This is a genomic window from Streptomyces scopuliridis (genome assembly GCF_042790125.1).
GTDB lineage: Bacteria > Actinomycetota > Actinomycetes > Streptomycetales > Streptomycetaceae > Streptomyces > Streptomyces scopuliridis_A.
This window is the reverse complement of the sequence record NZ_JBHTZS010000018.1, coordinates 48,164-71,976: the sequence shown is the minus strand read 5'-3', so window position 1 is coordinate 71,976 and position 23,813 is coordinate 48,164. Positions and strand designations below refer to the sequence as shown.

18 protein-coding genes and 1 pseudogene are annotated in these 23,813 nt (G+C 70.2%); 11 read left to right on the top strand and 8 right to left on the bottom strand.

The window, feature by feature from the left end; all coding sequences use genetic code 11:
* The 8 genes and pseudogenes from ACFRKB_RS25380 to ACFRKB_RS25345 form a co-directional block, all read left to right on the top strand.
* Positions 1-1,504: pseudogene (locus ACFRKB_RS25380) on the top strand (hypothetical protein); the annotation flags it as partial.
* A 9-nt stretch (positions 1,505-1,513) separates the two neighbouring features.
* A complete protein-coding gene (locus ACFRKB_RS25375) occupies positions 1,514-1,927 on the top strand; it encodes a roadblock/LC7 domain-containing protein (RefSeq protein ID WP_030351794.1) in 414 nt (137 codons plus the stop codon).
* 109 nt (positions 1,928-2,036) lie between these two features.
* Positions 2,037-2,444, top strand: a complete 408-nt coding sequence (locus ACFRKB_RS25370) for a DUF742 domain-containing protein (RefSeq protein ID WP_030351795.1) — start codon at positions 2,037-2,039, stop codon at positions 2,442-2,444.
* Positions 2,425-3,006 carry a GTP-binding protein gene (locus ACFRKB_RS25365; RefSeq protein ID WP_189282429.1) on the top strand — a complete coding sequence of 194 codons (582 nt, stop codon included), beginning with the start codon at positions 2,425-2,427 and terminating at the stop codon, positions 3,004-3,006. The genes ACFRKB_RS25370 and ACFRKB_RS25365 overlap by 20 nt, the downstream gene beginning before the upstream one ends.
* 339 nt (positions 3,007-3,345) lie before the next feature.
* Complete coding sequence (locus ACFRKB_RS25360) at positions 3,346-6,576, top strand: sensor histidine kinase (protein ID WP_383108717.1); 3,231 nt, start codon at positions 3,346-3,348, stop codon at positions 6,574-6,576.
* A gap of 10 nt (positions 6,577-6,586) precedes the next feature.
* The gene (locus ACFRKB_RS25355; protein WP_010984131.1) at positions 6,587-7,000 is read left to right on the top strand and encodes a roadblock/LC7 domain-containing protein; all 414 of its coding nucleotides are present in this window, start codon (positions 6,587-6,589) and stop codon (positions 6,998-7,000) included.
* A 102-nt stretch (positions 7,001-7,102) separates the two neighbouring features.
* Positions 7,103-7,735 carry a DUF742 domain-containing protein gene (locus tag ACFRKB_RS25350; protein ID WP_383108716.1) on the top strand — a complete coding sequence of 211 codons (633 nt, stop codon included), beginning with the start codon at positions 7,103-7,105 and terminating at the stop codon, positions 7,733-7,735.
* Entirely contained in the window at positions 7,716-8,297 is a 582-nt protein-coding gene (locus ACFRKB_RS25345) for a GTP-binding protein (protein WP_031229389.1), read from the top strand. The genes ACFRKB_RS25350 and ACFRKB_RS25345 overlap by 20 nt, the downstream gene beginning before the upstream one ends.
* 119 nt (positions 8,298-8,416) lie before the next feature.
* On the opposite strand, the gene ACFRKB_RS25340 is transcribed toward ACFRKB_RS25345, so the two are convergent.
* The 3 genes from ACFRKB_RS25340 to ACFRKB_RS25330 form a co-directional block, all read right to left on the bottom strand.
* Complete coding sequence (locus ACFRKB_RS25340) at positions 8,417-8,620, bottom strand: acyl-CoA carboxylase subunit epsilon (protein WP_365976296.1); 204 nt, start codon at positions 8,618-8,620, stop codon at positions 8,417-8,419.
* Positions 8,621-8,667: 47 nt separating this feature from the next.
* Positions 8,668-10,251, bottom strand: coding sequence for an acyl-CoA carboxylase subunit beta (locus tag ACFRKB_RS25335; protein ID WP_365976297.1), 1,584 nt, complete (start codon positions 10,249-10,251; stop codon positions 8,668-8,670).
* 172 nt (positions 10,252-10,423) lie between these two features.
* Positions 10,424-12,766 (bottom strand): polysaccharide lyase 8 family protein, encoded by a 2,343-nt coding sequence (locus ACFRKB_RS25330; protein WP_383108796.1) that lies wholly within the window; start codon positions 12,764-12,766, stop codon positions 10,424-10,426.
* A 274-nt stretch (positions 12,767-13,040) separates the two neighbouring features.
* Between ACFRKB_RS25330 and ACFRKB_RS25325 the strand changes: the two genes are divergently transcribed.
* A complete protein-coding gene (locus ACFRKB_RS25325) occupies positions 13,041-14,246 on the top strand; it encodes a glycoside hydrolase family 64 protein (protein ID WP_383108714.1) in 1,206 nt (401 codons plus the stop codon).
* Positions 14,247-14,330: 84 nt separating this feature from the next.
* Here the strand turns inward: ACFRKB_RS25325 and ACFRKB_RS25320 are convergent, their stop codons facing one another.
* A complete protein-coding gene (locus ACFRKB_RS25320) occupies positions 14,331-14,840 on the bottom strand; it encodes a hypothetical protein (protein ID WP_365976300.1) in 510 nt (169 codons plus the stop codon).
* Between the two features lie 246 nt (positions 14,841-15,086).
* Between ACFRKB_RS25320 and ACFRKB_RS25315 the strand changes: the two genes are divergently transcribed.
* Positions 15,087-15,707 (top strand): YceI family protein, encoded by a 621-nt coding sequence (locus ACFRKB_RS25315; protein WP_383108713.1) that lies wholly within the window; start codon positions 15,087-15,089, stop codon positions 15,705-15,707.
* A gap of 46 nt (positions 15,708-15,753) precedes the next feature.
* Here ACFRKB_RS25315 and ACFRKB_RS25310 read toward each other — a convergent pair whose 3' ends face one another.
* Positions 15,754-17,121 carry a hypothetical protein gene (locus tag ACFRKB_RS25310; RefSeq protein WP_383108712.1) on the bottom strand — a complete coding sequence of 456 codons (1,368 nt, stop codon included), beginning with the start codon at positions 17,119-17,121 and terminating at the stop codon, positions 15,754-15,756.
* Between the two features lie 79 nt (positions 17,122-17,200).
* Complete coding sequence (locus tag ACFRKB_RS25305) at positions 17,201-18,181, bottom strand: LacI family DNA-binding transcriptional regulator (protein WP_383108711.1); 981 nt, start codon at positions 18,179-18,181, stop codon at positions 17,201-17,203.
* A gap of 300 nt (positions 18,182-18,481) precedes the next feature.
* On the opposite strand from ACFRKB_RS25305, the gene ACFRKB_RS25300 reads away from it, so the two are divergent.
* Complete coding sequence (locus ACFRKB_RS25300) at positions 18,482-20,371, top strand: ricin-type beta-trefoil lectin domain protein (protein ID WP_383108709.1); 1,890 nt, start codon at positions 18,482-18,484, stop codon at positions 20,369-20,371.
* 60 nt (positions 20,372-20,431) lie between these two features.
* On the opposite strand, the gene cimA is transcribed toward ACFRKB_RS25300, so the two are convergent.
* On the bottom strand, positions 20,432-22,051 hold the full coding sequence (gene cimA, locus ACFRKB_RS25295) for a citramalate synthase (RefSeq protein WP_383108708.1): 1,620 nt from the start codon (positions 22,049-22,051) through the stop codon (positions 20,432-20,434).
* A 496-nt stretch (positions 22,052-22,547) separates the two neighbouring features.
* Complete coding sequence (locus tag ACFRKB_RS25290) at positions 22,548-23,636, bottom strand: branched-chain amino acid aminotransferase (protein ID WP_383108707.1); 1,089 nt, start codon at positions 23,634-23,636, stop codon at positions 22,548-22,550.
* Positions 23,637-23,813: the final 177 nt, after the last annotated feature.

The following is a 23,813-nucleotide window of genomic DNA, read 5'->3' as shown; positions in this document are numbered from 1 at the left end:
CGGGGGGGGCGCCGGCCGGGGCCCGCGCGCCGCGCTGCCGTCCCGCGACGGCTCACGGGGCGGAGCGCTGGGCGGCCCCCTGGGCGGCGGATCGCGCGATCCGCAGCGTCAGGGTTCCGGTCAGCCCAGTGTCTTCAGCCAGAACGCCTTCGGCGCACCGCCCCAGGGCGGTCCCGGCCAGGGCGGTCAGGGACAGGGCCAGGGTCAGGGCCGTACGGACCGTCCCGGCACGCAGAGCGGGCCGAACAGCAGGCAGGACCAGGGTGTCCGGGCCGGCCAGGCCGGTCAGAACGGCTTCAGCGGCCACGCCCAGAACGCCTTCCAGCAGGGCCAGCAGGGCGGCGCCCCCGACCGCGGCCGGCAGCTTCCGCCGCCCGGCGGACCGCGTGCCGAACTGCCGGGCGGCAACCCGCAGCCCCAGCGCCCGCAGACGACGAGCTGGGGCAGCGAGCGGCCGGCCGTTCCGCTGCGTCCGTCGCTGGACGCCCCGCGCGGTCACGAGGAGCACGAGTCCACGGGCCAGTTCGCCCGGCCGACGGCCGAGCAGCAGGGCCCCGGTGCCACCTCGGAGTTCCAGCGCCCGGACTTCAACGGGCCCCGGCCCGACCAGGGTCCGGCGCAGCGCGGTGGCCCGCAGGACGTGGCGTCCACGGCCGCGTTCCAGCGTCCGGACTTCAACGCGCCGGCCCCCGCGGGCTACGGCTCCGGCGAGTACGGCGTCCCGCAGGGCCAGAACGCGCAGTCCGACTTCCGGCCGCCGGCGGAGTACCCGCCGTCGGAGTACAGCGCTCCGCAGCAGGGCTTCAACGCCCCGCGGCCCCCGGCGCCGGCTCCGGCGCCCGGTTCCGAGGGCGGCTACCGCCCGCCGAGCCTGCCGGCGCAGCCGCAGCCCGAGGCGCTGCCCCCGGCGGCCGGTCCCGGTGACGGCCGTACCCCGCTGTACGACACCCTGGAGACCAACTGGTTCCACGGTTCGCAGCAGGGCGGCGGCCAGCAGCCGCAGGACCGCGGTCCGGCCGCGCAGTCTCCCGTACCGCCCGCGCAGCAGCGCGAGCCGATGCCGCGGCGCGAGCCCGGCAACGGTTCGGGGCCGGGCGGTCAGGGCACCAACGGCTCCGGTTTCCAGCCGTCCGGTACGGGCGGTTCCGGTTTCGGCGCCTCGGGGACGAACGGTTCCGGCGCCAACGGCGCCGGCGTCACTTCCTCCTGGCGTACGTCGCCCAACGACGAGCTGGTACGCCAGGCCGAGCGGGTCAAAAAGCCCCAGGCCGGCGGCATCACCACCTCCGGTCTGCCCCGCCGGGTCCCGCGCGCCAATCTGGTGCCGGGGACCGCGCAGGAACAGAACAACCAGGCCGGTCCGCAGGTCTCGCGTGCGCCGGCTGACGTACGCGGCCGGCTGACCAATCTCCGTCGGGGTATCCAGCAGGGTCGTCAGGCGGGCAACACCGGCCCGACGAACAGCGGCTTCAACCTCGGCACCTCTCACCAGCAGGAGCGTTAGTTGAGTCCGATGAGTCAGGCTGCGCAGAATCTGAACTGGTTGATCACCAACTTCGTGGACAACACCCCTGGGGTGTCCCACACCGTGGTGGTCTCCGCCGACGGACTTCTGCTGGCCATGTCCGAGGGCTTCCCCCGCGACCGCGCCGATCAGCTCGCGGCCGTGGCGTCCGGTCTGACCTCGCTCACCGCGGGGGCTTCCCGGATCTTCGAAGGCGGCCCGGTCAACCAGACCGTGGTGGAGATGGAGCGCGGCTTCCTCTTCCTCATGTCCGTCTCCGACGGTTCCTCCCTGGCCGTGCTCGCACACCCCGAGTGCGACATCGGTCTGGTGGGGTACGAGATGGCCCTCCTGGTCGACCGCGCAGGTACGGTCCTCACCCCGGACCTGCGCGCCGAGCTCCAGGGAAGTCTGTTGCACTGAGGCTCCCCAGGACCGCCCCCAGTACCATCACCGTCAGGCCGCCCAACCGGCCCCCCACCGGCCAAGTCAGACGGCACGCAGACATCCTGCTGTCACGCCCGGAGGATTCATGACCCCGCCACCCGCCTCTCACGATCCGTACGGCGCCTCGGTCGACGCGTCGTACGGTCCTGAAGGCGATCAGCCGCTGGTACGTCCGTACGCCATGACCGGCGGCCGGACGAGGCCGCGGTACCAGCTCGCCATCGAGGCGCTGGTCAGTACGACAGCAGACCCGGCGCATCTCGCCACCCTGCTCCCCGAGCACCAGCGGATCTGCCACCTGTGCCGCGAGGTCAAGTCGGTGGCCGAGGTGTCGGCGCTGCTGACGATGCCGCTGGGCGTCGCGCGCATTCTCGTGGCCGACCTGGCGGAAGCGGGGATGGTGGCGATCCACCAGCCGGGTAACGGAGAGGCCGGCGGCACGCCGGATGTGACACTGCTCGAAAGGGTGCTCAGTGGACTTCGCAAGCTCTAGCGGCGGAGCGGCCCGGTCGACCACCAGCGCGAAGATCGTGGTGGCGGGCGGCTTCGGCGTGGGCAAGACCACGTTCGTCGGCGCCGTCTCGGAGATCAACCCGCTGCGTACCGAAGCCGTCATGACCAGCGCATCCGCCGGCATCGACGACCTCACCCACACCGGAGACAAGACCACCACCACCGTGGCCATGGACTTCGGCCGCATCACCCTCGACCAAGACCTCATCCTCTACCTCTTCGGCACCCCCGGACAGGACCGCTTCTGGTTCATGTGGGACGACCTCGTCCGCGGCGCCATCGGCGCCGTCGTCCTCGTCGACACCCGCCGCCTCGCCGACTGCTTCCCCGCCGTCGACTACTTCGAAAACTCAGGACTCCCCTTCGTCATCGCCCTCAACGGCTTCGACGGACACCAGCCCTACACCCCCGACGAAGTACGCGAAGCACTCCAGATCGGCCCCGACACCCCCATCATCACCACCGACGCCCGCCACCGCGCCGACGCCAAAAGCGGACTCATCACCCTCGTCGAACACGCCCTCATGGCCCGACTCAAGTAGACGGTCCACTACGGTAGTTGGCGTAGGAGATGCAAGAGGCGGGCTATGTCGTTCGACACGGCCCGCCTCCATGTTCATAACATTTCGACAGAGAATTCACGGTCCCCGGACACCCGACGCACTCATCCGGTGCCGCTGCGCTCACATCAGCCCCGCCTTTTGACGGGGCTCGCTCTTTATGCCCGTTTTATGTGAGGCTTGTACCACTCGGAATGGCTGATTCCTGCTGTTTGGAATGGGACCCTTCCCCGTGCTGGAATTCGACAACTCCCGAGTAGTACGGCCCTGAACAGAACACGGCACAAACGTAGGTGCCGACGCCGAGAGGTTGTTGGTCGAGTGAGGCGAAGCAAGACGAGCTCCGCGGAGCAGCAGGCGCGGGGCAACTTCACCCCGCCGCCGCGCGCTGCGGTGCCGCCTGCGGTCGCGACCGGCTCTCCGCCGGTGACGGGCAGCTCCAGCCGGTTCTCGCCGCGCAACTGGCGTGTCCGCACGCGGCTGAACGCCATTCTGCTCGTCCCCGTACTGGTCGGCCTCGTGATGGGCGGCTTCCAGGTCAAGGGGTCCATCGACACCTGGCAGGAAGCGCAGGACGCCGAGCGGACGGCGCTCGTCGTACGGGCCGCCTCGGAGTACGGCCAGGCACTGCTCAATGAGCGCGACCTCACCGCGCAGCCGCTGCTGACCAACAAGCGGGACGCCCCGAGCGTCATCCGGGCCCGCGCGGCCACGGACGCGGCGAAGAAGAAGTTCGACCTGGCGGTGCGGGACATGCCCGCGAAGCAGGGCCTGGAGCGCCGTCTCAGTCTCTTCCGCGGCGAAGAGCCCAAGCTGGAGAACATCCGCAAGACCGCGTACACCGCGGGCGTCGAGACCCCGGACAAGAACGGCGACAACGGCGGTCCCGTGGCGACCGAGGAGGGCTATGTGCTGGTTCAGCACTCCCTCATGGAGTTCTCCAACGAACTGGGGCTCGGCACCGGCAACATCACCAGCTACGGCCGTACCGTCTACGCGATCCAGCTCGCCAAGGCCGCCGAGTCGCTCCAGCGCTCCATCGGGATGCATCTGCTGGTCAGGCCGAGCCAGAAGGACGACGTCAGGGACGGCCAGTCGATCGCGTTCTCCTCGTACGCGTACCTGGAGGACATCGCCATCGGCGAGTACGTCTCCGGTGGCACCGCCGAGGACACCGTCAAGCTCCAGGAAGTGATGAGGGAGCAGGCGGCGGACGGGGCGCGGAAGCTCGCCGCCGCGCAGCAGCAGGCCATGGCCGCCGGCCAGGACTTCAAGACGCCGCCGAGCAAGGACGGTTCGGTCCTGGACGGCATGGTCGCGGCCATCGCCACCGGGGACAGCCCGGAGCGGCTCGCGTCGCGCGGGGTCACGCCCGAGACCTGGATGGCCGCCTCCACGGCCACGTTCGACGGCTACACGGTGATCGAGAAGGACCTCGTCGACAAGGCCGTCACCGAGGCCGCGCAGATCTCGGACAACGCCAGGAACGACGCCATCATCAACGGCGCCATCGTGGTCGTCGCGCTGCTGGCAGCGTTCATCCTGGCGGGCATGATGGCCCGGCAGATGAGCCGCTCGATGCAGTCGCTGCGTACGGCCGCGTTCGGGGTCGCCGAGCAGCGGCTGCCGATGCTGGTCGACCAGCTCTCCCGGGCCGAGCCCGGCCGGGTCGACACCCGGGTCCAGCCCATCCCGGTCGATTCGCGCGACGAGATCGGCGAGGTCGCCCGCGCCTTCGACCAGGTCCACCGCGAGGCGGTCAGGCTCGCCGCCGAGCAGGCCATGCTCCGCGGCAACGTCAACGCGATCTTCACGAACCTCTCGCGCCGCAACCAGTCGCTGATCGAGGGCCAGTTGTCGCTGATCTCCGATCTGGAGAACAACGAGGGCGACCCGGACCAGCTGGAGAACCTCTTCAAGCTGGACCATCTGGCGACCCGGATGCGGCGCAACGGCGAGAACCTGCTCGTCCTCGCGGGCGAGGAGCCGGGCCGCCGCTGGAACCAGCCGGTGCCGCTGGTGGACGTGCTCCGCGCCGCCTCCTCCGAGGTGGAGTCGTACGCGCGCATCGAGCTGTCCGGCGTACCCGAGACCGAGATCCACGGCCAGTCCGTGACCGACCTCGTGCATCTGCTGGCGGAACTGCTGGAGAACGCCACCACGTTCTCCTCGCCGCAGACCAAGGTGCGGGTCACCGCGACCCGGCTGCCCGACGGCCGTGTGATGATCGAGATCCACGACAAGGGCATCGGCCTGACCGCCGAGGACTTCGCGGACATCAATCACAAGCTGGCCAACCCGCCGACCGTGGACGCCGCCGTCTCCCAGCGCATGGGGCTCTTCGTGGTCGGCAGGCTCGCCGACCGGCACGGTATCCGTGTCCAGTTGCGCCCCTCGGGCGAGCAGGCGGGGACGACCTCGCTGGTCATGCTCCCCGACGCGATCACCCACGGCGGCGGTGGCGGCGAACCGGCCGCGGCCGAGGACTTCACCGTCTCGCAGATCATCCCCGACCAGCCGGCGGCGCCGCTGGAGGAGCGGGCCTTCCCGACCGCTCCCATGCTGACCGCCGCGGAACTGGGCTTCGACGACTCCCGCTACGAGGAGCAGCCGCCGGCGGGCGACTCTCCCCGCACGCTGGACCCGGTCAACCGCACGCTGCGGCGCGAGGAGCGGCGGGCCGCGCCGGACGGCGCCCAGGACGCCCCGCAGCCGCTCTTCACCGACCAGGCCGACGGCGGGTACCGCGAGGAGACCGACGGCCGGTACGCGCCCCAGGAGGCGTCGTACGACCCCGGCTACGCGGCCCGGCCCGCGGAGAGCGGGACGGCGTACGGGAACGGCGGTTACGAGGAGTACCGCGCGCCCGCCGCGTACCAGGGGCAGCAGTCTTATACGGAGGCGCCGTACCAACCTCCGCAGAACTCCGAGGGAACATACGAGAACGCCCTCGGCGCCCAGCCCCACCAGGAAGAGTGGCCCGCTCAGGGCGGCTACCAGGGTGCCTACGAACCCGAGTCGCGGACCGAAGCGGAATCTGCCGGGGGCGCTCCCGGCACGGCCCGGGAACGCGTAGGCTTCGACCGTCCGGGCCCTTCCCCGAGCGCGAGCCACGCGCTGACGGATGCGGGCCTGCCGCGCCGGGGGAGCAGCCAGCCCCTGAGCAACGGGCACGGCGAGGGCAACAGCGCGGTCAGCGGTGGCGGGAGTGGCGACGGCAGCAGCGGCAGCGGCGGCCCGAGCGAGGCGGCCGACGCCGAGGACTGGCGTTCCACGAACGACAACCGCTGGCAGCGGGCCGAGAAGCTGCGCGAGCCCAAAGCCGGCGGAGTCACCTCGTCCGGTCTTCCCCGCCGCGTGCCCAAGGCCAATCTGGTCGAGGGATCGGCGGAGCAGACCCCGCAGGGCGGTACCCAGGTTTCCCGCGCCCCTGAGGACATCCGTGGCAGGTTGAGCAACCTGCGACGCGGTGTCCAGCGGGGACGCAACGCGGGAGCGGACACGAACGGACCGGGCTTCGGCTCGGGCAGTACCTACAACCAGGAGCGTTAGTGTGAGCCCGATGAGCCAGGCGGCGCAGAATCTGAACTGGTTGATCACCAACTTTGTGGACAACACCCCTGGGGTGTCCCACACCGTGGTGGTCTCCGCCGACGGACTCCTGCTGGCCATGTCCGAAGGTTTCCCCCGCGACCGCGCCGATCAGCTCGCGGCCGTGGCGTCCGGTCTGACCTCGCTCACCGCGGGGGCTTCCCGGATCTTCGAGGGGGGCGCCGTCAACCAGACCGTGGTCGAGATGGAGCGCGGCTTCCTCTTCCTGATGTCCATCTCGGACGGTTCCTCACTGGCCGTCCTCGCCCACCCGGAGGCCGATATCGGCCTGGTGGGCTACGAGATGGCCCTGCTGGTCGACCGCGCGGGCACGGTCCTCACCCCGGACCTCCGCGCCGAGCTCCAGGGAAGTCTGCTCAACTGACAGACAGTGCGCTGCCCGCCGCCGCACCATTAAGGTTCGGTGGCGCGGATTCCACAGGTCCGTCAACATAGGGCCCGGCGACCGGCAGTCGGAGGAGGAAACGTGGCTACACCCCCAGGCGGACATCCCTATGACGATGGCGCGCGGGCCCCGGGTGACCATGCCCGGAACCGCTTCAACTTTCCCTCCACGCCGAGCAGTCAGGTCGGCCAGGGGGGCCAGGACGGTACGCGCCCACCACAGCGCGCACCACGGCAGCAGCCCTTTCCCCCACCTCAGCTGCACCAACCGCGAGAACCGCAACAACCGCAACAACCGTACGAGCAGCCGCGGCGGCCCCGCATCCAGCCGGTGCAGCCGCGGCACTCGCCGGAGCCCGAACCCATGGGCACGCACAACCCGTTGGTGCGTCCGTACGCCATGACCGGCGGCCGGACCAGGCCGCGGTACCAGCTCGCCATCGAGGCGCTGGTCAGTACGACGGCCGATCCGTCCCAGCTGCACGGGCAGTTGCCCGAGCATCAGCGGATCTGCCGGCTGTGTTTCGAGATCAAATCGGTCGCCGAGATTTCGGCGCTCCTCTCCATCCCCCTCGGCGTGGCCCGGATCCTCGTAGCCGACCTGGCGGAGGCGGGACTTGTCGCCATCCATCAGCCCGGCGGCGACGAGGCCGTCGGGGGCCAGCCAGACGTGACACTGCTCGAAAGGGTGCTCAGTGGACTTCGCAAGCTCTAGCGGCGGTGCAGCCCGCTCAACCACCAGCGCGAAGATCGTGGTGGCGGGCGGCTTCGGCGTGGGCAAGACCACGTTCGTCGGCGCCGTCTCGGAGATCAACCCGCTGCGTACCGAAGCCGTCATGACCAGCGCATCCGCCGGCATCGACGACCTCACCCACACCGGAGACAAGACCACCACCACCGTGGCCATGGACTTCGGCCGCATCACCCTCGACCAAGACCTCATCCTCTACCTCTTCGGCACCCCCGGACAGGACCGCTTCTGGTTCATGTGGGACGACCTCGTCCGCGGCGCCATCGGCGCCGTCGTCCTCGTCGACACCCGCCGCCTCGCCGACTGCTTCCCCGCCGTCGACTACTTCGAAAACTCAGGACTCCCCTTCGTCATCGCCCTCAACGGCTTCGACGGACACCAGCCCTACACCCCCGACGAAGTACGCGAAGCACTCCAGATCGGCCCCGACACCCCCATCATCACCACCGACGCCCGCCACCGCGCCGACGCCAAAAGCGGACTCATCACCCTCGTCGAACACGCCCTCATGGCCCGACTCAGGTAACCGTGGCAGTCATACGAAGGCCCCCGCACTCGGCAGGAGTGCGGGGGCCTTCGTCGGTGCCGTACGGAGTGGCGCCGTACGAGGTGGCGCCGTACGAGGTGGTGCCGTACGGGGTGTGCTCAGCCCTGCCAGCTGTGCGGGGCGCGGAAGCCGGGCGTGCGCTCCAGCCGGCGCCAGCCGGCGGTGGAGCGGCCCCGGTGGGCGGGGGCCTCGGGCTGTGCGGCGGCACGGGCCATCAGCACCGCCGTGATGGCGGCCAGCTCCTCGGGGCCGGCCTGGCCCTTCTCGACGCGCAGCAGTGATTCGTTCGTGGGATCGCTCATGGAGTCGTGTCTCCGTCTTCTCGGCGGGAGGGCGCGGGCCCGCAGGGTTACTGCGGGGGGTTGCCGTGCTTGCGGGACGGCAGGTCGGCGTGCTTGGTGCGGAGCATCGCGAGCGCGCTCGCGAGCACCTCACGGGTCTCCGCGGGGTCGATGACGTCGTCGACCAGTCCGCGCTCCGCCGCGTAGTAGGGATGCATCAGCTCGGCCTTGTACTCCTTGACCATGCGGGCTCGCATGGCCTCGGAGTCCTCGGCCTCGGCGATCTGCTTGCGGAAGATGACATTGGCGGCACCTTCGGCGCCCATCACCGCGATCTCGTTGGTCGGCCAGGCGAAGGTGAGGTCCGCTCCGATGGACTGGGAGTCCATCACGATGTAGGCCCCGCCATACGCCTTGCGCAGGATCAGGGAGATCCTCGGCACGGTGGCGTTGCAGTAGGCGTACAGAAGCTTGGCGCCGTGCCGGATGATCCCGCCATGCTCCTGGTCGACGCCCGGCAGGAAGCCAGGGACATCCAGCAGCGTGACGATGGGGATATTGAAAGCGTCGCACATCTGGACAAAGCGCGCGGCTTTCTCCGATGCCTCGATGTCCAGGACCCCGGCGAGCGACTGCGGCTGGTTGGCGACGATGCCGATGACCTGACCGTCGAGTCGCGCCAGGGCGCAGATGATGTTACGGGCCCAGCGCTCGTGGATCTCCAGGAAGTCGCCCTCGTCGACGAGTTCCTCGATGACCTTGTGCATGTCGTACGGGCGGTTGCCGTCCGCGGGCACCAGATCGAGCAGCACGTCGGAGCGGCGGTCCGCCGGGTCCTCGGAGACGACCGTGGGCGGGTTCTCCCGGTTGTTCTGCGGAAGCATCGACAGGAGGTAGCGCACCTCGGCGATGCAGGTCTCCTCGTCGTCGTACGCGAAGTGCGCGACGCCCGAGGTCTCGGCGTGCACATCGGCGCCGCCGAGGCCGTTCTGGGTGATCTCCTCGCCGGTGACGGCCTTGACCACATCGGGGCCCGTGATGAACATCTGCGAGGTCTCACGGACCATGAAGACGAAGTCGGTGAGCGCCGGGCTGTAGGCGGCGCCGCCCGCGCACGGCCCGAGCATCACGCTGATCTGCGGGATGACACCGGAGGCGCGGGTGTTGCGCTGGAAGATCCCGCCGTAACCGGCGAGCGCGGAGACGCCCTCCTGGATCCGGGCGCCCGCGCCGTCGTTGAGCGAGACCAGGGGCGCGCCGGCCGAGATGGCCATGTCCATGATCTTGTGGATCTTGGTGGCGTGGGCCTCGCCCAGGGCGCCGCCGAAGATCCGGAAGTCGTGCGCGTACACGAAGACCGTACGGCCCTCGACCGTGCCCCAGCCGGTGATGACGCCGTCGGTGTACGGCTTCTTGGCCTCCAGGCCGAAGCCGCTGGCGCGGTGCCTGCGCAGCTGCTCGACCTCCTTGAACGACCCCTCGTCGAGCAGCAGCTCGATGCGCTCACGGGCGGTCAGCTTGCCCTTCGCGCGCTGGGCCTCGGTCGCGCGGTCGCTGGGCCCTCGGCGGGCCTGCTCGCGCAGGGCGTGCAATTCGGCCACACGGCCCCGGGCGTCTGCGGGCTCGCCCGGCGTCTCGTCCACTACGGTCATGTCCCAACCCTACGAAGAGCACCAAGGAATCGCGCCGTCGACTCCACACAGTCTCGTGGCGGTATTCCTGGTGGGCCTGGACAGAACCCGGCCCGATGCGGGGTTCCTGAACAGGAAGGTACCCCCGGCTCTTGTGGGATTCCCCTAGATGTCAGCAGACGGCACGTAGATGTCAACGGACGGCGAACTCGCAGCGATGACTCGCGCCCGCCGTTCCCGGAGTGACCCTCAGCCGTACGGTACGGCCCGCCGCGAGCACCTCGACGGCCGGGTCCCGCCCGGTGACCCGCCGTACCGGCCGGTCCCAGACGATCTCCAGCGGCTCGCCCGTGCGGGTGGGCCCGCCGGCGAGGAGCACCGCCGTACGGCCGCGCACCACGACGAGCACGCTCGCGGGAGCGGACGCGGTCAGCGGCCCCGCCGTCCCCGGCTGCCAGAAGTTCGCGGCGGTACAGCCGAGCGAGCGGATCTCGACCGCCTGGAGGGCCGCCGTATTGGCGAGGATCCGGAGCCACTGGCGGTCGGCGGCGCGGCCGGCCACGGTACGCCGGGAGGCGCCGGGCAGTAACAGATACGCGTAGGAGGCGTCGACCGGATCGGTGCCGTGGTCCAGCCAGAGAGTGCGGTAGCGGCGGGTACGCCGTTCGGTGGAACTGGTCGTGTTGATGTCGCTCCAGGCGCCGGTGCGCGCCTCCGCGAGGGTGCGTACGCCGGCGCCACCGGGGAAGACCCAGCCCCCGTGGCCTTCCAGATGTGCCCAGCAGGGGCGCGGCCCGTCGTCGAGCGTGAACGCGTCGGCGCCGTTCTCGCCGAGATTGCGGTTGTCCACGACCGTCTCGGCCGGCACCCCGTCCGTGGCGCTGATCCCCGCGCCCAGACAGACGACGGCGTCGGCCGCGAAGAACCAGGACTTGCGGGCTTCGAGAGTGGAGCCGAGGCCCTTGAGGTGCTGGCCGACGGCGGCGAACTCCCCGTCGGTGGCGCCGCCGACCCACCGTACGTCCGGTTTGGGGGCGCCCCACTCGCCGCCGGACCGGTCCGCGAGCCGCTTGGTGGAGACCGTCGTGCCCGGCAGCCGGTACGGGTCGACCGTGGGCCAGAACCAGTCGGTGTACTGGTCGTTGCCCCGGTCGGCGCCCCACCAGTAGAGCATTCCGGCGCCGGTGTGCCAGCCGCGCGGATTCTCGCCGTTGCCGCACTCGTAGTGCGTGATCCGGTCCGAGGCCATGGAGAGCGCGGCGGCCCAGCCGGGCCGCCGGTGCACGGCGCGGTCCATCGCGGTGAAGAGCGTGTGGCCGACGGGCTCGGGGGCGGCGGGGACGGCCGAGGCGGCGACGGCGTGCAGCCGGGCGAGATCGGCGACGTCCAACTGGCGTGCGGTGAGGACCGGTGAGACGGTGTCCCGCTCGATCCACCCCTTGACCAGGGCGGTCCAGCGGTCCCGCTCGGCCGGGGCCGCGCCGCCGGCGAGCAGCGGGATGGCCGCGATCAACCCCTGGCCGTGGAAGTGATCGCTGCGCATCACCCCGTTGTCGTCGCTCCTGAGGTAACCGCGGCTGATGGCCCGGCCGTTGACGCCGTCCATCATCAGTCCGTTGTAGATCAGCGGGGCATAGGCGCGCTCCACGCTGTCGAGGATGATCTGCCGACGGGGATCGATGACGGCCCAGGTGGAGCCGGCGAGCAGGGTGAACAGCCGGCCGAGGCCGTCCAGCATGACCTGTCCGTACGTACCGGAGTAGGCGACCCAGGTGTGCTGGATGAAGGAGCCGTCGGCGTAGAGGCCGTCGCCCTTCGTGACATACGGGAAGACGGGCGAGAGCGCGTCACGGGCGAGGGCGAGCTTGGCGGGGGCCCGGCCCAGCACCCCGCGCAGGGCGACGGAGCGGCAGAGGTCGACCCGGTTGGCGCCGGTGCTGGTGCCGGAGTAGTCCGCGAGCAGCGCGTCGGGGATGAAGTGGTCGACGGCGGCGCAGGCCGCGGCCCGCTGGTCCTCGGTGAGGTGGTCGTACAGGACGGCCACCAGATCCATGAGCAGCCGGGGAGAGCCGATCTGCCACTCCCACCAGTTGCCGTACGGAGTGGTCCCGGGGCGGTAGACGGTGGCGGAGAGATGGCCGAGGCCGCGGAGGACATCGGCGAGCAGCGCGGCGTCGCCGGTGAGGCCGGTGCCCGGCTGGGCGTACGCGTGGGCCATGGTCCACAGTCTGCTGTAGCTCTGGGTGATGCCGGACGGCGGGTCGAAGGGACGGTCCGGCCAGAGGGAGCCGGCGGCCGGGGCCATCGACTGCCGGAAACGCGCGGCCAGTTCACCGGTCCGCGCCAGCCGGGAGGCGTACGGCTCGACGGCCGGGTCGTAGCCGGTGCCGAGCTGGAGATCCACCCAGCGCAGCCGCAGTTCCCCGAACTCGTCGGCGGCGGCGCGCTGTCCGGCGGCGGCGGGGCGGGAGAGGGGGAGCGAGAGGGCGCCCGCTCCGGTGACGGTCAGAAAGGCACGACGGGACCAGGCGGACAGCGACACGGAAACCCCCGCGATGGGAAGTGGTGTAGACCGGCTGCCCGCTGGTCTAGCACCCAGCCCGGCCGCTTTCAACGGTGCGGACACCACCTCGCGTCCCCAACGGCCGCCCGTAGCCGCCATGTTGCGAGGACCATGATTTTCTGAGAGCGCTCTCAGGCTCAACTCTTGACGCGTTCCCCACGCGTCGCAAGAGTGGGTGCCCACGCAGGCGCGGCCCCCCACATACCGCGCGTTCCCCTGCGTTCCCCCACATTCCAGGAGATCACTCGTGATATCCCGCCGACTGTTCCTCACCGGTACGGCCGCAGCCGCGACAGCGCTCACCTACCCCGCCTGGGGAAGCGCCCTCAGCCCCCACGCGTCGGCCGCCCCGGAGACCTGCGAACTCGCCCTGCGGAACACCTCGCTGCCGGGCGCGGTCAACGCGTATGTCACCGGCCACGACCAGGCCACCAACAGCTGGGTGCTGCTGCGCGCCGACGGCAGCGTCTACCGGCCGGAGTCGCCCGGGGCGCCGCAGACCCCGCTGCCGGTCGACTGCGCGATCCCGCTGAACGCGGCGGGCGGCGCACCGGTCGTCCTGACGCTGCCCCGGATGTTCGGCGCCCGCGTCTACTTCGTACGCGACGACACGCTGGACTTCTTCCTCAACCCGGGCCCCGCCCTGGTCGAGCCCGCCTTCGCGACCCCGGCCGACCCCAACTACGGCCGTACCTGGTCGTTCTGCGAGTTCACCTTCAACCAGGACCAGCTGTTCTCCAACATCAGCTATGTCGACCTGGTGACGGCCCTGCCCATCGGCATCACGCTGGAGGGCGATGCCACCCATACGGTCGCCCCGCTGCCCGAAGGCGCGCTGGAGCGGATCGCGGACGGGCTCACCGCCCAGGCGGGCGTGGACGGACATCCCTGGGACCAGTTGGTCCTGCGCGGCGGCGACGGACGGGTCCTGCGGGTCATCTCGCCGCAGAACCTGGCCGGCCAGACACCCTTCGCGCAGGTCTTCGACAGCTATGTCGACCAGGTCTGGGAGAAGTACCGCTCCACGGATCTGCGGATCGATCTCCAGGGCGGCCGGGGCGTGTTCACGGGCCGGGTCAGCGGCGACACGCTGACCTTCAACGGGGGCCACACCTTCGCCAAGCCGACCTCGATGGACATCTTCACCTGCAACAGCGGGCCGTTCGCCAACAACCCCGCCGACTCGGACGACAAGAAGGGCCTGCTCGCCCGGCTCGGGGCCGCGTTCAACCGCTCCACGGTGCTCAGCCACCCGGACCAGCCGAACGGCGCCACGGCGGCGGACTACTACAGGGACCCGGTCACCAACCACTTCGCCCGCGTGGTGCACGCCAACACCCCGATCGGCTACGCCTTCCCGTACGACGACGTGCGGCCGGACGGCCAGCCGGATGTCTCGGGCGCGGCGCACGACGGCAACCCGCGCCGCTGGACGGTGTCGGTCGGTTCCTGACCCGGACGCACACAGGACGGTGCCCCGCCCTCCCAAGACCGGGAGGACGGGGCACCGTCGGGTACGCACGGACCGCCAACGGCGTCAGCAGCCGCCGCAGTTGTAGAACGTCACGTCCCAGTGGTTGCCCTCGTCGGCGTAGACGTTGCCGGCGCCGGACTGCCACTGCGGAGCGCCGTCACCGCGCACCCCGATGTACGTGAAGGTGTTCTTGACGTAGTTGGTGACGCAGGTGGCCTTGCCGAAGTCGAGCTTGTAGCCGTTCCAGTGCGAGTACGTGCCGCTCGCGTGGCCGGTCTCCGTGCCACCGGTGATGTTGAGGCCGCAGCCGCTGGCACTCCTCAGGGTCTGCGCGCCCTTGGCCGTGTCCAGGTTGAGCTGGTCGAACGACGTACAGGTCGGGTTGTTGCGGTCGGAGCAGCCACCCGACGAGGACCAGGTGATCCCGGACGACCGGAACATCGAGGTGGCGGTGGCGTGGGTGATCTTGGTGGCGGCCTGGGCGTCGGTGGCCGTGCTCAGGACACCGAAGCCGGGGGCGAAGAGCGCGCCGAGCACGAGGGCGAGCGCGCTGATGACCGAGCGGATTCTCATTGGGGGGATTCCCTCTCCTGCTGAAGACCGTGGGGCCGATTGGTGCCGATGGGCGATGGGGCCAATGGGGCGGTGGGGCAGGTGGAACAGGGAGATGGTGCCCGATGTCTACGCGCGTCCGCCAGAGGGCGTCCGATTCATTCGAACTCGATCGGGTGACATTGTTGAAATCTGAACCAGGTAGGGCTAAGGTGATGGTCGTTGAACGTTAAACAACAACCGGGCACCACTTCCTCAGGAGCAACCATGGGACTCTTCGGCCGCAAGGACGACTCGGCACAGAACACCACCTCCGCCGGCACCGCCACCGCCACGGTGGACCCGGCGCTCGCCGCGCTGACCGGCGAATACACCATCGACCCCGCGCACAGCACGATCAGCTTCACCGTCCGGCACGCGATGGTCACCAACGTCCGGGGCACGTTCACCGAGCACGAGGGCACGCTGAGCCTGGACGGCACGAACCCGGCGGACTCCTCGGCGTCCATCGAGGTCTCCATCGCCAGTGTCGACACCGGGATGGCCGACCGCGACGGTCATCTGCGCAGCGCCGACTTCTTCGACGCCGAGACGTTCCCGAAGATGTCCTTCCGCTCCACCAAGGTCGAGCAGCTGGACGCGGAGACCTACCGGCTCACCGGTGATCTCTCCATCAAGGACGTCACCCGGCCGCTCACCATCGACCTGGAGTTCAACGGTTCGGCCACCGATGTGTACGGCAACGAGCGCGTCGGCTTCGAGGGCAGCGCCACGATCCTGCGCTCCGAGTGGGGCCTGACCTGGAACGCCGCGCTGGAGACCGGTGGCGTGATGGTCAGCGACAAGGTCAAGCTGAGCTTCGACATCTCCGCGATCAAGAAGGCCTAGGGCCGGTCCGCCGTACAGGCACTGGGGACCGTCACCACAAGGGCCCCTAGAAGCCGCCGCCGTCGAACCCGCCACCCCCGCCGAAGTCCCCTCCCCCGCCGAAGCCGCCGCCACCGAAATCGCCCGGGTCGAAGTCCGAGCCCGAGTAGTCGCCGCCGCTGAAGCCGGACGGGTCGCCGCCGCCGAAGTCCGCGGCATAGGCGGGGGTCGCCATCATCGAGCCGAGCATCGTGCCCACCAGCAGCCCCGGCAGCAGCCCGCCGCCGAAGTAGCCGCCGGCCCACGGCCCGTACGCCGGTCCTGCCTCCCAGTACGGGCGGGGGCCGTGCTCGGTCTGGACCGTGCGGGTCTGCGGGTCCGTACCGTCCGCCAGCCGGGCGGCGTCGGCCGCGCAGACCGGGACCGTACGCCGGACACCGGCGGGCGGGGACCACTCCGCGTCGGTCGTCGAAGGGCCGTGCCGCGGGTCGAAGAAGCACGGCGAACGCCGCTCCGGCAGCGGGGCGCCCGTCCGGCGCGCGGCCAGCGTGGCCAGCGCGAACCGGCCGTCCTCCAGCGCTTCGGTCACCCCCCGTACGTCCTCGGGCCGTCGTGCCGCGCCCATCAGGGACTTGGCCTTCTCGTACGAGTCCAGGGAACGTTCGTACTCCGCCCGCATCGCGTCATCTGCGCCGGGCTCGCCGGGGTGGAAGTCCAGCCGGTCCAGCTCCTCGCCGAACGCGGTGATGTCCTCGTCCACGACGACCCGCAGCTTCTCCAGCGCCTCGCGGGCGCGCTCGTCGCGCTTGCGCCGGTTCACCCGCGCCACGGCGTACGCGCCCGCGCCTCCCAGCACGACCACGGAGCCGAGCACGATCAGCCCGGTGGACGAGCTGCCGGCGCCATCCGATCCCGAGCCCGTGTCCCAGGAGGCCGGGGCCTGGCCCCGGGCCTGCGGGAGGGCCTGGTCGACGAAGTTGTTCAGCTCGGTCGCGGCGTCGACGGGACCGCCCGCCTTCACCGCGTCCGTGAGATTCCGGACGGCCTGGCTCGGCATCACCACCGGATCGGCGCCCGCGTCGAACCGGTCGCCGAGACGGATGGCGTACAGCCCCGTCACACCGGTCTCGGCCCGTACGGTCCTCAGCACGGACGAGGCGGGGAACTCCGCGGTGGCCGGCAGGACGGCCACGAAGACCGGTTTGTCCGCGTCCTTGATCTTCTTCGCCAGGGCGTCCGCCTCGGACGCCGAGAGCTGCCCCGCGGCCCGTGGGTCCACATAGACAGGACCCTTCTTGAGGCCCTCGGCCACCGCGCGGGGGCCGGTGGCCGCCGGCGCGTCGGTGGCCGCCCACGCGCCCGGCGCCCCCAGGAAGGCCGTGGCGAGGAAGGCGAGAAGCAGCCCGGACAGTACGGAGATCAGCCTCGTCCTCATACCCATTGACGCTACCCGAAGTACGGCCAAACCGGACGGGCGAGGACGGCGGGAACCGGGAAAGGCGGCCAAGCAGGGCTTACGGCGCCGATTCACGGACGACGATCTCGGTGGGCAGGACGACCGGCTCACCGGGACCGGGCGACGTCCCGGAGAGATGTCCGAGCAGCAGCCGCGCCGCCGTCTCGCCCATCTGCTGGGTGGGCTGGCGGACAGTGGTCAGCGGTGGCTCCGTGTGCCGGGCCAGCGGGACGTTGTCGAAGCCGACCACCGCGACATCGTCGGGGACCTTGCGCCCCGCCGCCCGCAGGGCCCGTAGCGCGCCGGCCGCGCTGAGGTCGTTGTGCGCGAACACGGAGTCGAAGCGGACCCGGCTGTTGAGGAGCTTCTCCACCGCGATCCGTCCCGACAGTTCGGTGAAGTCGCCCACCATGACGAGATCGGTGGGCAGGACCTCACGGAAGCCCTTGAGCCGGTCGCGTACGCAGCCGAAGTGCGCCGGCCCGGTGATCACCAGCGGTCTGCTCCGCCCGCCGGCCAGCAGATGGCGGGCGGCGGAGGCGCCGCCCTCGTGGTTGGTGGTCACCACGGAAGGAAAGCCCTCGGGGCGGCTGCCCCGGTCGTCGATCAGCACGACGGGCAGCCCCTTGCGGTGCAGTCCGACGATGGTGTCGAGGGTGTTCTCCGGCTCCACGACGAGCAGTCCGTCGAAGGCGCGGGCCGAGACCTGGGTGACGAAGTGCTCCACCGATTCGGGGCCGCGGTTGCAGGTGAACAGCAACAGCCCGTAGCCGGCCGCCTCGACGGTGTCCACGACCCCCTGAAGGACCTCGCCCATCCATGGCCAGCTGAGCGCGGGCACCAGCATGCCGATCGTATGGCTGCTGCCCCGGGCCAGCCCGACGGCGCCCGAGCTGGGTACGTACCCGAGCCGTGTGATCACGGCCCGGACGCGGGCGGCCGTACACCGGTCGACTTCACCTTTGGTATTGATCACCCGCGACACGGTCGTCTTGCTGACGCCGGCCTCACGGGCCACATCGGCGATGGTGACACGCATCGTGGCCTCCCCGAAGAGGTGGGTAACCGGTCACGCCCGCACAGGCCGGTACCGGTCCCGGAACCGGTACCGGTGCTCGGCGGTGAGTTAACCGGCGTGCCGGAGCGCCGTCAACACTTCACGCCGAGATTGGTCCGCACCTCTGTTGCGTACCAGGCGGGCCGCAGGTCAGGTACGACACAGGGGTGTTGTGCGTTCAGTTTCTGAATACGCGACCCCTTGACGGGAGTTCGTAACGGCAGTTCACTCACGCCGCACGGTCCACCCCCCACAGCACTGCCGATGAAGGGCAGCAGACTTATGTCGAGACCGACAGGCACCGGGCGGCGGCTGACGAGGGCGCTCCTCGCGGGCGCCCTGGCCACCGCCGGACTCACCGGCCTCTCCGCCGGCACGGCGCAGGCCGCGGGCGAGCAGGTCAGTATCTGGCTGACGACGACCGACGACAGCGGGGGGCGCCATGTCACCCGCGGACTCCAGCAGCAGACCCCCGTCACCTTCCAGCCGGGCAACGGCGGCAGCGGTACGAACGTCAGTGTCGACGAGGGCACCCGCTATCAGACCTTCACGGGCGGCGGCGCCTCCTTCACCGACACCGCGGCCTGGCTGATGAAGGGCAGCGGCGCGCTCTCCCAGGCGACCCGTGACGACACGATGAAGAAGCTCTTCTCGCCCACCGAGGGCATCGGGCTCTCCTTCGTCCGCAACCCCATGGGCGGCTCCGACCTGGCCCGCTTCGGCTACACGTACGACGACATGCCGGCGGGCCAGACCGATCCGAACCTCGCTCGGTTCTCCATCGCGCACGATCTGGCCGATGTGCTGCCGCTGACCAAGCAGGCCAAGCAGCTCAACCCGGCGCTGACGACCATGGCCTCGCCGTGGACGGCGCCGGCCTGGATGAAGGACAGCGGCCAGCTCAACGGCGGCTGGCTGAAGGCGGAGAACTACGGCACCTACGCCAACTACTTCGTGAAGTATCTCCAGGCCTACCGCGACCAGGGCGTCCCGGTCGACTATGTCTCGGTGCAGAACGAGCCGACCTGCTGTGCCGGTTACCCGTCGATGAGCTGGAACGCCTCGGGTCTCGCGTACTTCACCAAGAACGAACTGCTGCCCAAGCTCCAGGGCGCGGGGCTGTCCTCCAAGGTGCTCGCGCACGACTGGAACTGGGACACGTACGACGCGTACGCGGCCGATACCGTGAACGACGCGGCCGTCCGCAGCCACCCCAACTTCGGCGGCGTCGCCTGGCACGGCTATGGCGGCAACGTCCAGAAGCAGACGGACGTCCACAACCAGTACCCGCAGCTGGACGCCTTCCAGACCGAGCACTCGGGCGGCACCTGGATCGCCAACCAGCAGCGCGAGGACATGGCGAACATCATTGACTACACCCGCAACTGGGCGAAGTCGGTGACCAAGTGGTCGCTGGCGGTGGACCAGAACCGCGGCCCGCACAACGGCGGCTGCGGCACCTGCGACGGGCTGGTCACGGTCCACAACGGTGACGGGCGCCACGGCCAGGTCGACTACACCATCGAGTACTACACGATGGGGCACCTCACGAAGTTCGTGAGGCCGGGCGCGGAGCGCATCGCCTCCACCGCCAGCACCGCCGTGCCCAATGTGGCCTGGCGCAACCCGGACGGCTCCAAGGCGCTGATCGCGTACAACGACGCGTCGGCCGCCCGTGAGCTGCGGGTCAACTGGGGCGGGCAGAACTTCAGTTACTCCCTGCCCGGCAAGACCTCGGCGACCTTCACCTGGTCGGGCACCCAGTCCGGCGGTGGCGGCACCGGCACCTCGGGCACCTTCACCGGGCTCGCCGGCAAGTGCCTGGACGTGGCGGGCGGCGCGAGCGCCAACGGGACGCCTGTCCAGCTCTACGACTGCAACGGCTCGACGGCCCAGCGCTGGACGGTCGGTACGGACTCCACGATCAGGTCCCTCGGCAAGTGCCTGGACGTGACCTCGGCGTCGACGGCGAACGGCGCCAAGGTGCAGTTGTACGACTGCAACGGGAGCGGTGCCCAGCAGTGGACGTACAACGCCGGGACCGGTGACATCGTCAACATCCCGGCGGACAAGTGCCTGGATGTGACGGACAATTCCCCGGCCAACGGCGCCCGCGCCCAGATCTGGACCTGCACCGGAGCCGCCAACCAGAAGTGGCGGCTCCAGAGCTAGTGCCGCGACCGGCACTAGAGGCTGTCCAGGGGCCGGGGGCGGACCGCGCGTGGTGGCCGGCTACTCCGCGGGTTCGACCCCGGCCCGCAGCAGTCCGTAGGTGTACGCGTCCTCCAGCGCCTGCCAGGAGGCCGCGATCACATTCTCGGCGACCCCGACCGTGGACCAGTCGCCGGCCCCGTCCCCGGTGGTGATCAGCACGCGGGTGGTGGACTCCGTACCGTGCCTGCCTTCCAGGATGCGGACCTTGTAGTCCACCAGCTCCAGCTTGGCGAGCTGCGGATAGATCCGCTCCAGACCGACCCGCATGGCCCGGTCCAGGGCGTTGACCGGGCCGTTTCCCTCGGCGGTGGCGACGATCCGCTCGCCCTTGGCCCACAGCTTCACGGTGGCCTCGTTGGCGTGCGTACCGTCGGGCCGGTCCTCGACGATCGCGCGCCAGGACTCCGTACGGAAGTAGCTGCGGGGCCGGCCCTCGACCTCTTCGCGCAGCATCAGCTCGAAGGACGCGTCGGCCGCCTCGTAGGTGTACCCCTTGAGTTCGCGCTCCTTGACCCGGCCGACGACGCGGCCGACCAGATCGCGGTCGCCGCCGAGGTCGATGCCCAGCTCCCGGCCCTTCAGCTCGATGGAGGCGCGGCCGGCCATGTCGGAGACGAGCATCCGCATGCTGTTGCCGACCTGCTGGGGGTCGATGTGCTGGTACAGATCGGGGTCGACCTTGATCGCGGAGGCGTGGAGTCCGCCCTTGTGGGCGAAGGCGGAGACACCGACATAGGGCTGATGGGTGGAGGGCGCGAGATTGACGATCTCCGCGATGGCGTGCGAGATCCGGGTCATCTCGGCGAGCGCGCCCTCGGGCAGGACGCGCTTGTCGTACTTCAGCTCCAGCGCGGCGACGACCGGGAACAGGTTGGCGTTGCCGACACGCTCGCCGTAGCCGTTGGCCGTGCACTGGACATGGGTGGCGCCGGCGTCGACGGCGGCGAGGGTGTTGGCCACGGCGCAGCCGGTGTCGTCCTGGGCGTGGATACCGAGCCGGGCGCCGGTGTCGGCGAGCACGGTGGTGACGACGGCCTGGATCTGCGCGGGCAGCATGCCGCCATTGGTGTCGCAGAGGACGACGACATCGGCGCCCGCTTCGGTGGCGGCCCGTACGACGGACTTGGCGTACTCGGGGTTGGCGCGGTAGCCGTCGAAGAAGTGCTCGCAGTCCACGAAGACCCGGCGGCCCTGTTCGCGCAGGTGGGCGACGGTGTCGCGGACCATCTCGACGTTCTCGTCGAGGGTGGTGCGCAGCGCCAGCTCGACATGGCGGTCATGTGACTTGGCGACCAGCGTGACCACCGGCGCGCCGGACTCGACCAACGCCCTGACCTGGGGGTCCTCCGCCGCCCTGGCCCCCGGCCTGCGGGTGGAGCCGAACGCGACGAGCTGGGCGTTCTTGAAGTCGATCTCCTGCTGGGCGCGGGCGAAGAACTCGGTGTCGCGCGGGTTGGCGCCGGGCCAGCCGCCCTCGATGAAGCCCACGCCGAAGTCGTCCAGGTACCGGGCGATGGCCAGCTTGTCGGCGACGGTCAGATTGATGCCCTCACGCTGGGCGCCATCGCGCAGCGTGGTGTCGAAGACATGAAAGCTGTCGTCTGTTTTCGCCGTGGGCCCTGTGGACTCAGTGGTCATGGTGTGTAGCTCCTGTCGAGTGGAAGGACTGGCTCCACTTGCCCCCATCATCGCTCGCGTCCCATCTCCGGCGAGGGTGGGCCGGAAAATGAAAAAACCCCTCGCGGGTGCGAGAGGTCTGCGCGCGGGTCTGAGGCACGGTGGCCGCGCCGTACGGGGTGGTACGAGGCGGTCACTGCGGACCGGCGCGCTTGCTGCCGATAATCATGGCGAACGAGAGCACACGGCGATTTTCGCATGTCTGGCGCTCTGAGGTAGTCCCGTCTCACGATGCGGTCGGGACGCGTGAGCGGTGCGTGACGGAAGCGCACCGCGGAACGGACGAAAACGGGCCCGGGAGAGGCCCGGCGGAGGCCCGCGCCCCGGGTTCGCTCCGGGCACGGGCCTCCGCCGCGGTCGTTGCCGGGCCCCGCTCTCGGGCCCCGCTCTCACGCCTCGTTCTCAGGCCCCGTTCTCAGGCCCCGTTCTCAGGCCCCGTTCTCCGCACAGGGCCCCGTCAGCCCAGCTCGTGCATCCAGCCGTGGGTGTCGGCCGTCCGGCCCGTCTGGATGTCCAGCAGGGCCTCGCGCAGCTTCAGCGTGACCTCGCCCGGCTCGCCGCCCGACTGGGTCCACTCGCCGCCCGTCGACTTGACCACACCGACCGGGGTGATCACCGCGGCCGTACCGCAGGCGAAGACCTCGGTGAGGGTGCCGTTCTCGGTGTCGCGGCGCCAGTCCTCCTTGGAGATCCGGCCCTCCTCGGAGGTGTAGCCGAGGTCGGCCGCCAGGCTCAGCAGCGAGTCACGGGTGACGCCCGCCAGCAGGGAGCCGGTCAGTTCGGGGGTGACGATGCGGTCGCCGTACACGAAGTACAGGTTCATCCCGCCCAGTTCCTCGACCCAGCGGTGCTCCAGCGCGTCCAGGTAGACGACCTGCTCGCAGCCCTTCTCGGCCGCCTCGGCCTGGGCGAGCAGGGACGCCGCGTAGTTGCCGCCGGTCTTGGCGAAGCCGATGCCGCCCGGCACCGCGCGGACGTAGTTCTCCGAGAGCCAGACCGAGACGGGCTTCACCCCGCCGGGGAAGTACGCGCCCGCGGGCGAGGCGATGACCAGGAACAGATACTCGTTCGCCGGCCGCACCCCGAGCCCGACCTCGGCCGCGATCATGAACGGGCGCAGATAGAGGGACGCCTCCCCGCCGTGCGCGGGCACCCATGCCTTGTCCTGCTGGACGAGCGCGTCACAGGCGGCGATGAAGGTCTCGACGGGCAGCTCCGGCATGGCGAGCCGGCGGGCCGAGGCCCGGAAGCGCTCGGCGTTGGACTCGGGACGGAAGGTGGCGACCGAGCCGTCGGGGCGGCGGTAGGCCTTGAGCCCCTCGAAGATCTCCTGCGCGTAGTGCAGGGTCATGTTCGCCGGGTCGAGCGAGAGCGGCCCGTACGGCACGAGCTGGGCGTCGTGCCAGCCGCGTCCCTCCGTCCACCGGATCGTCACCATGTTGTCGGTGAAGTGGCGGCCGAACCCCGGGTTGGCCAGGATCGCCTCGCGCTCCGCGTCGGACAGCGGGTTCGAGGAGGGCTTGAGTTCGATCGTGGGCGTGGTCATGAATACTCGTCCTTCACCGGTTGATGTGACGGACCGCGTTCACGCCGCTACTGCTACTAGGACGTCCGAGCATTCCCGCATGCCGCGGCCCACGCCGATTATCGCGCGGGTGGGACGGGTGCATGAAACGGGGTGAAAGCGGCCCTTGGATGATGGTGGCACCCGGAGGCCGCAAAA

Coding starts and splice junctions, on each gene's coding strand:
- ACFRKB_RS25300 (WP_383108709.1), top strand. CDS start 18,482: ATGTCGAGACCGACAGGCACCGGGCGGCGGCTGACGAGGGCGCTCCTC.
- ACFRKB_RS25310 (WP_383108712.1), bottom strand. CDS start 17,121: ATGAGGACGAGGCTGATCTCCGTACTGTCCGGGCTGCTTCTCGCCTTC.
- ACFRKB_RS25375 (WP_030351794.1), top strand. CDS start 1,514: ATGAGTCAGGCTGCGCAGAATCTGAACTGGTTGATCACCAACTTCGTG.
- ACFRKB_RS25340 (WP_365976296.1), bottom strand. CDS start 8,620: ATGAGCGATCCCACGAACGAATCACTGCTGCGCGTCGAGAAGGGCCAG.
- ACFRKB_RS25335 (WP_365976297.1), bottom strand. CDS start 10,251: ATGACCGTAGTGGACGAGACGCCGGGCGAGCCCGCAGACGCCCGGGGC.
- ACFRKB_RS25370 (WP_030351795.1), top strand. CDS start 2,037: ATGACCCCGCCACCCGCCTCTCACGATCCGTACGGCGCCTCGGTCGAC.
- ACFRKB_RS25290 (WP_383108707.1), bottom strand. CDS start 23,636: ATGACCACGCCCACGATCGAACTCAAGCCCTCCTCGAACCCGCTGTCC.
- ACFRKB_RS25320 (WP_365976300.1), bottom strand. CDS start 14,840: ATGAGAATCCGCTCGGTCATCAGCGCGCTCGCCCTCGTGCTCGGCGCG.
- ACFRKB_RS25305 (WP_383108711.1), bottom strand. CDS start 18,181: ATGCGTGTCACCATCGCCGATGTGGCCCGTGAGGCCGGCGTCAGCAAG.
- ACFRKB_RS25355 (WP_010984131.1), top strand. CDS start 6,587: ATGAGCCAGGCGGCGCAGAATCTGAACTGGTTGATCACCAACTTTGTG.
- ACFRKB_RS25315 (WP_383108713.1), top strand. CDS start 15,087: ATGGGACTCTTCGGCCGCAAGGACGACTCGGCACAGAACACCACCTCC.
- cimA (WP_383108708.1), bottom strand. CDS start 22,051: ATGACCACTGAGTCCACAGGGCCCACGGCGAAAACAGACGACAGCTTT.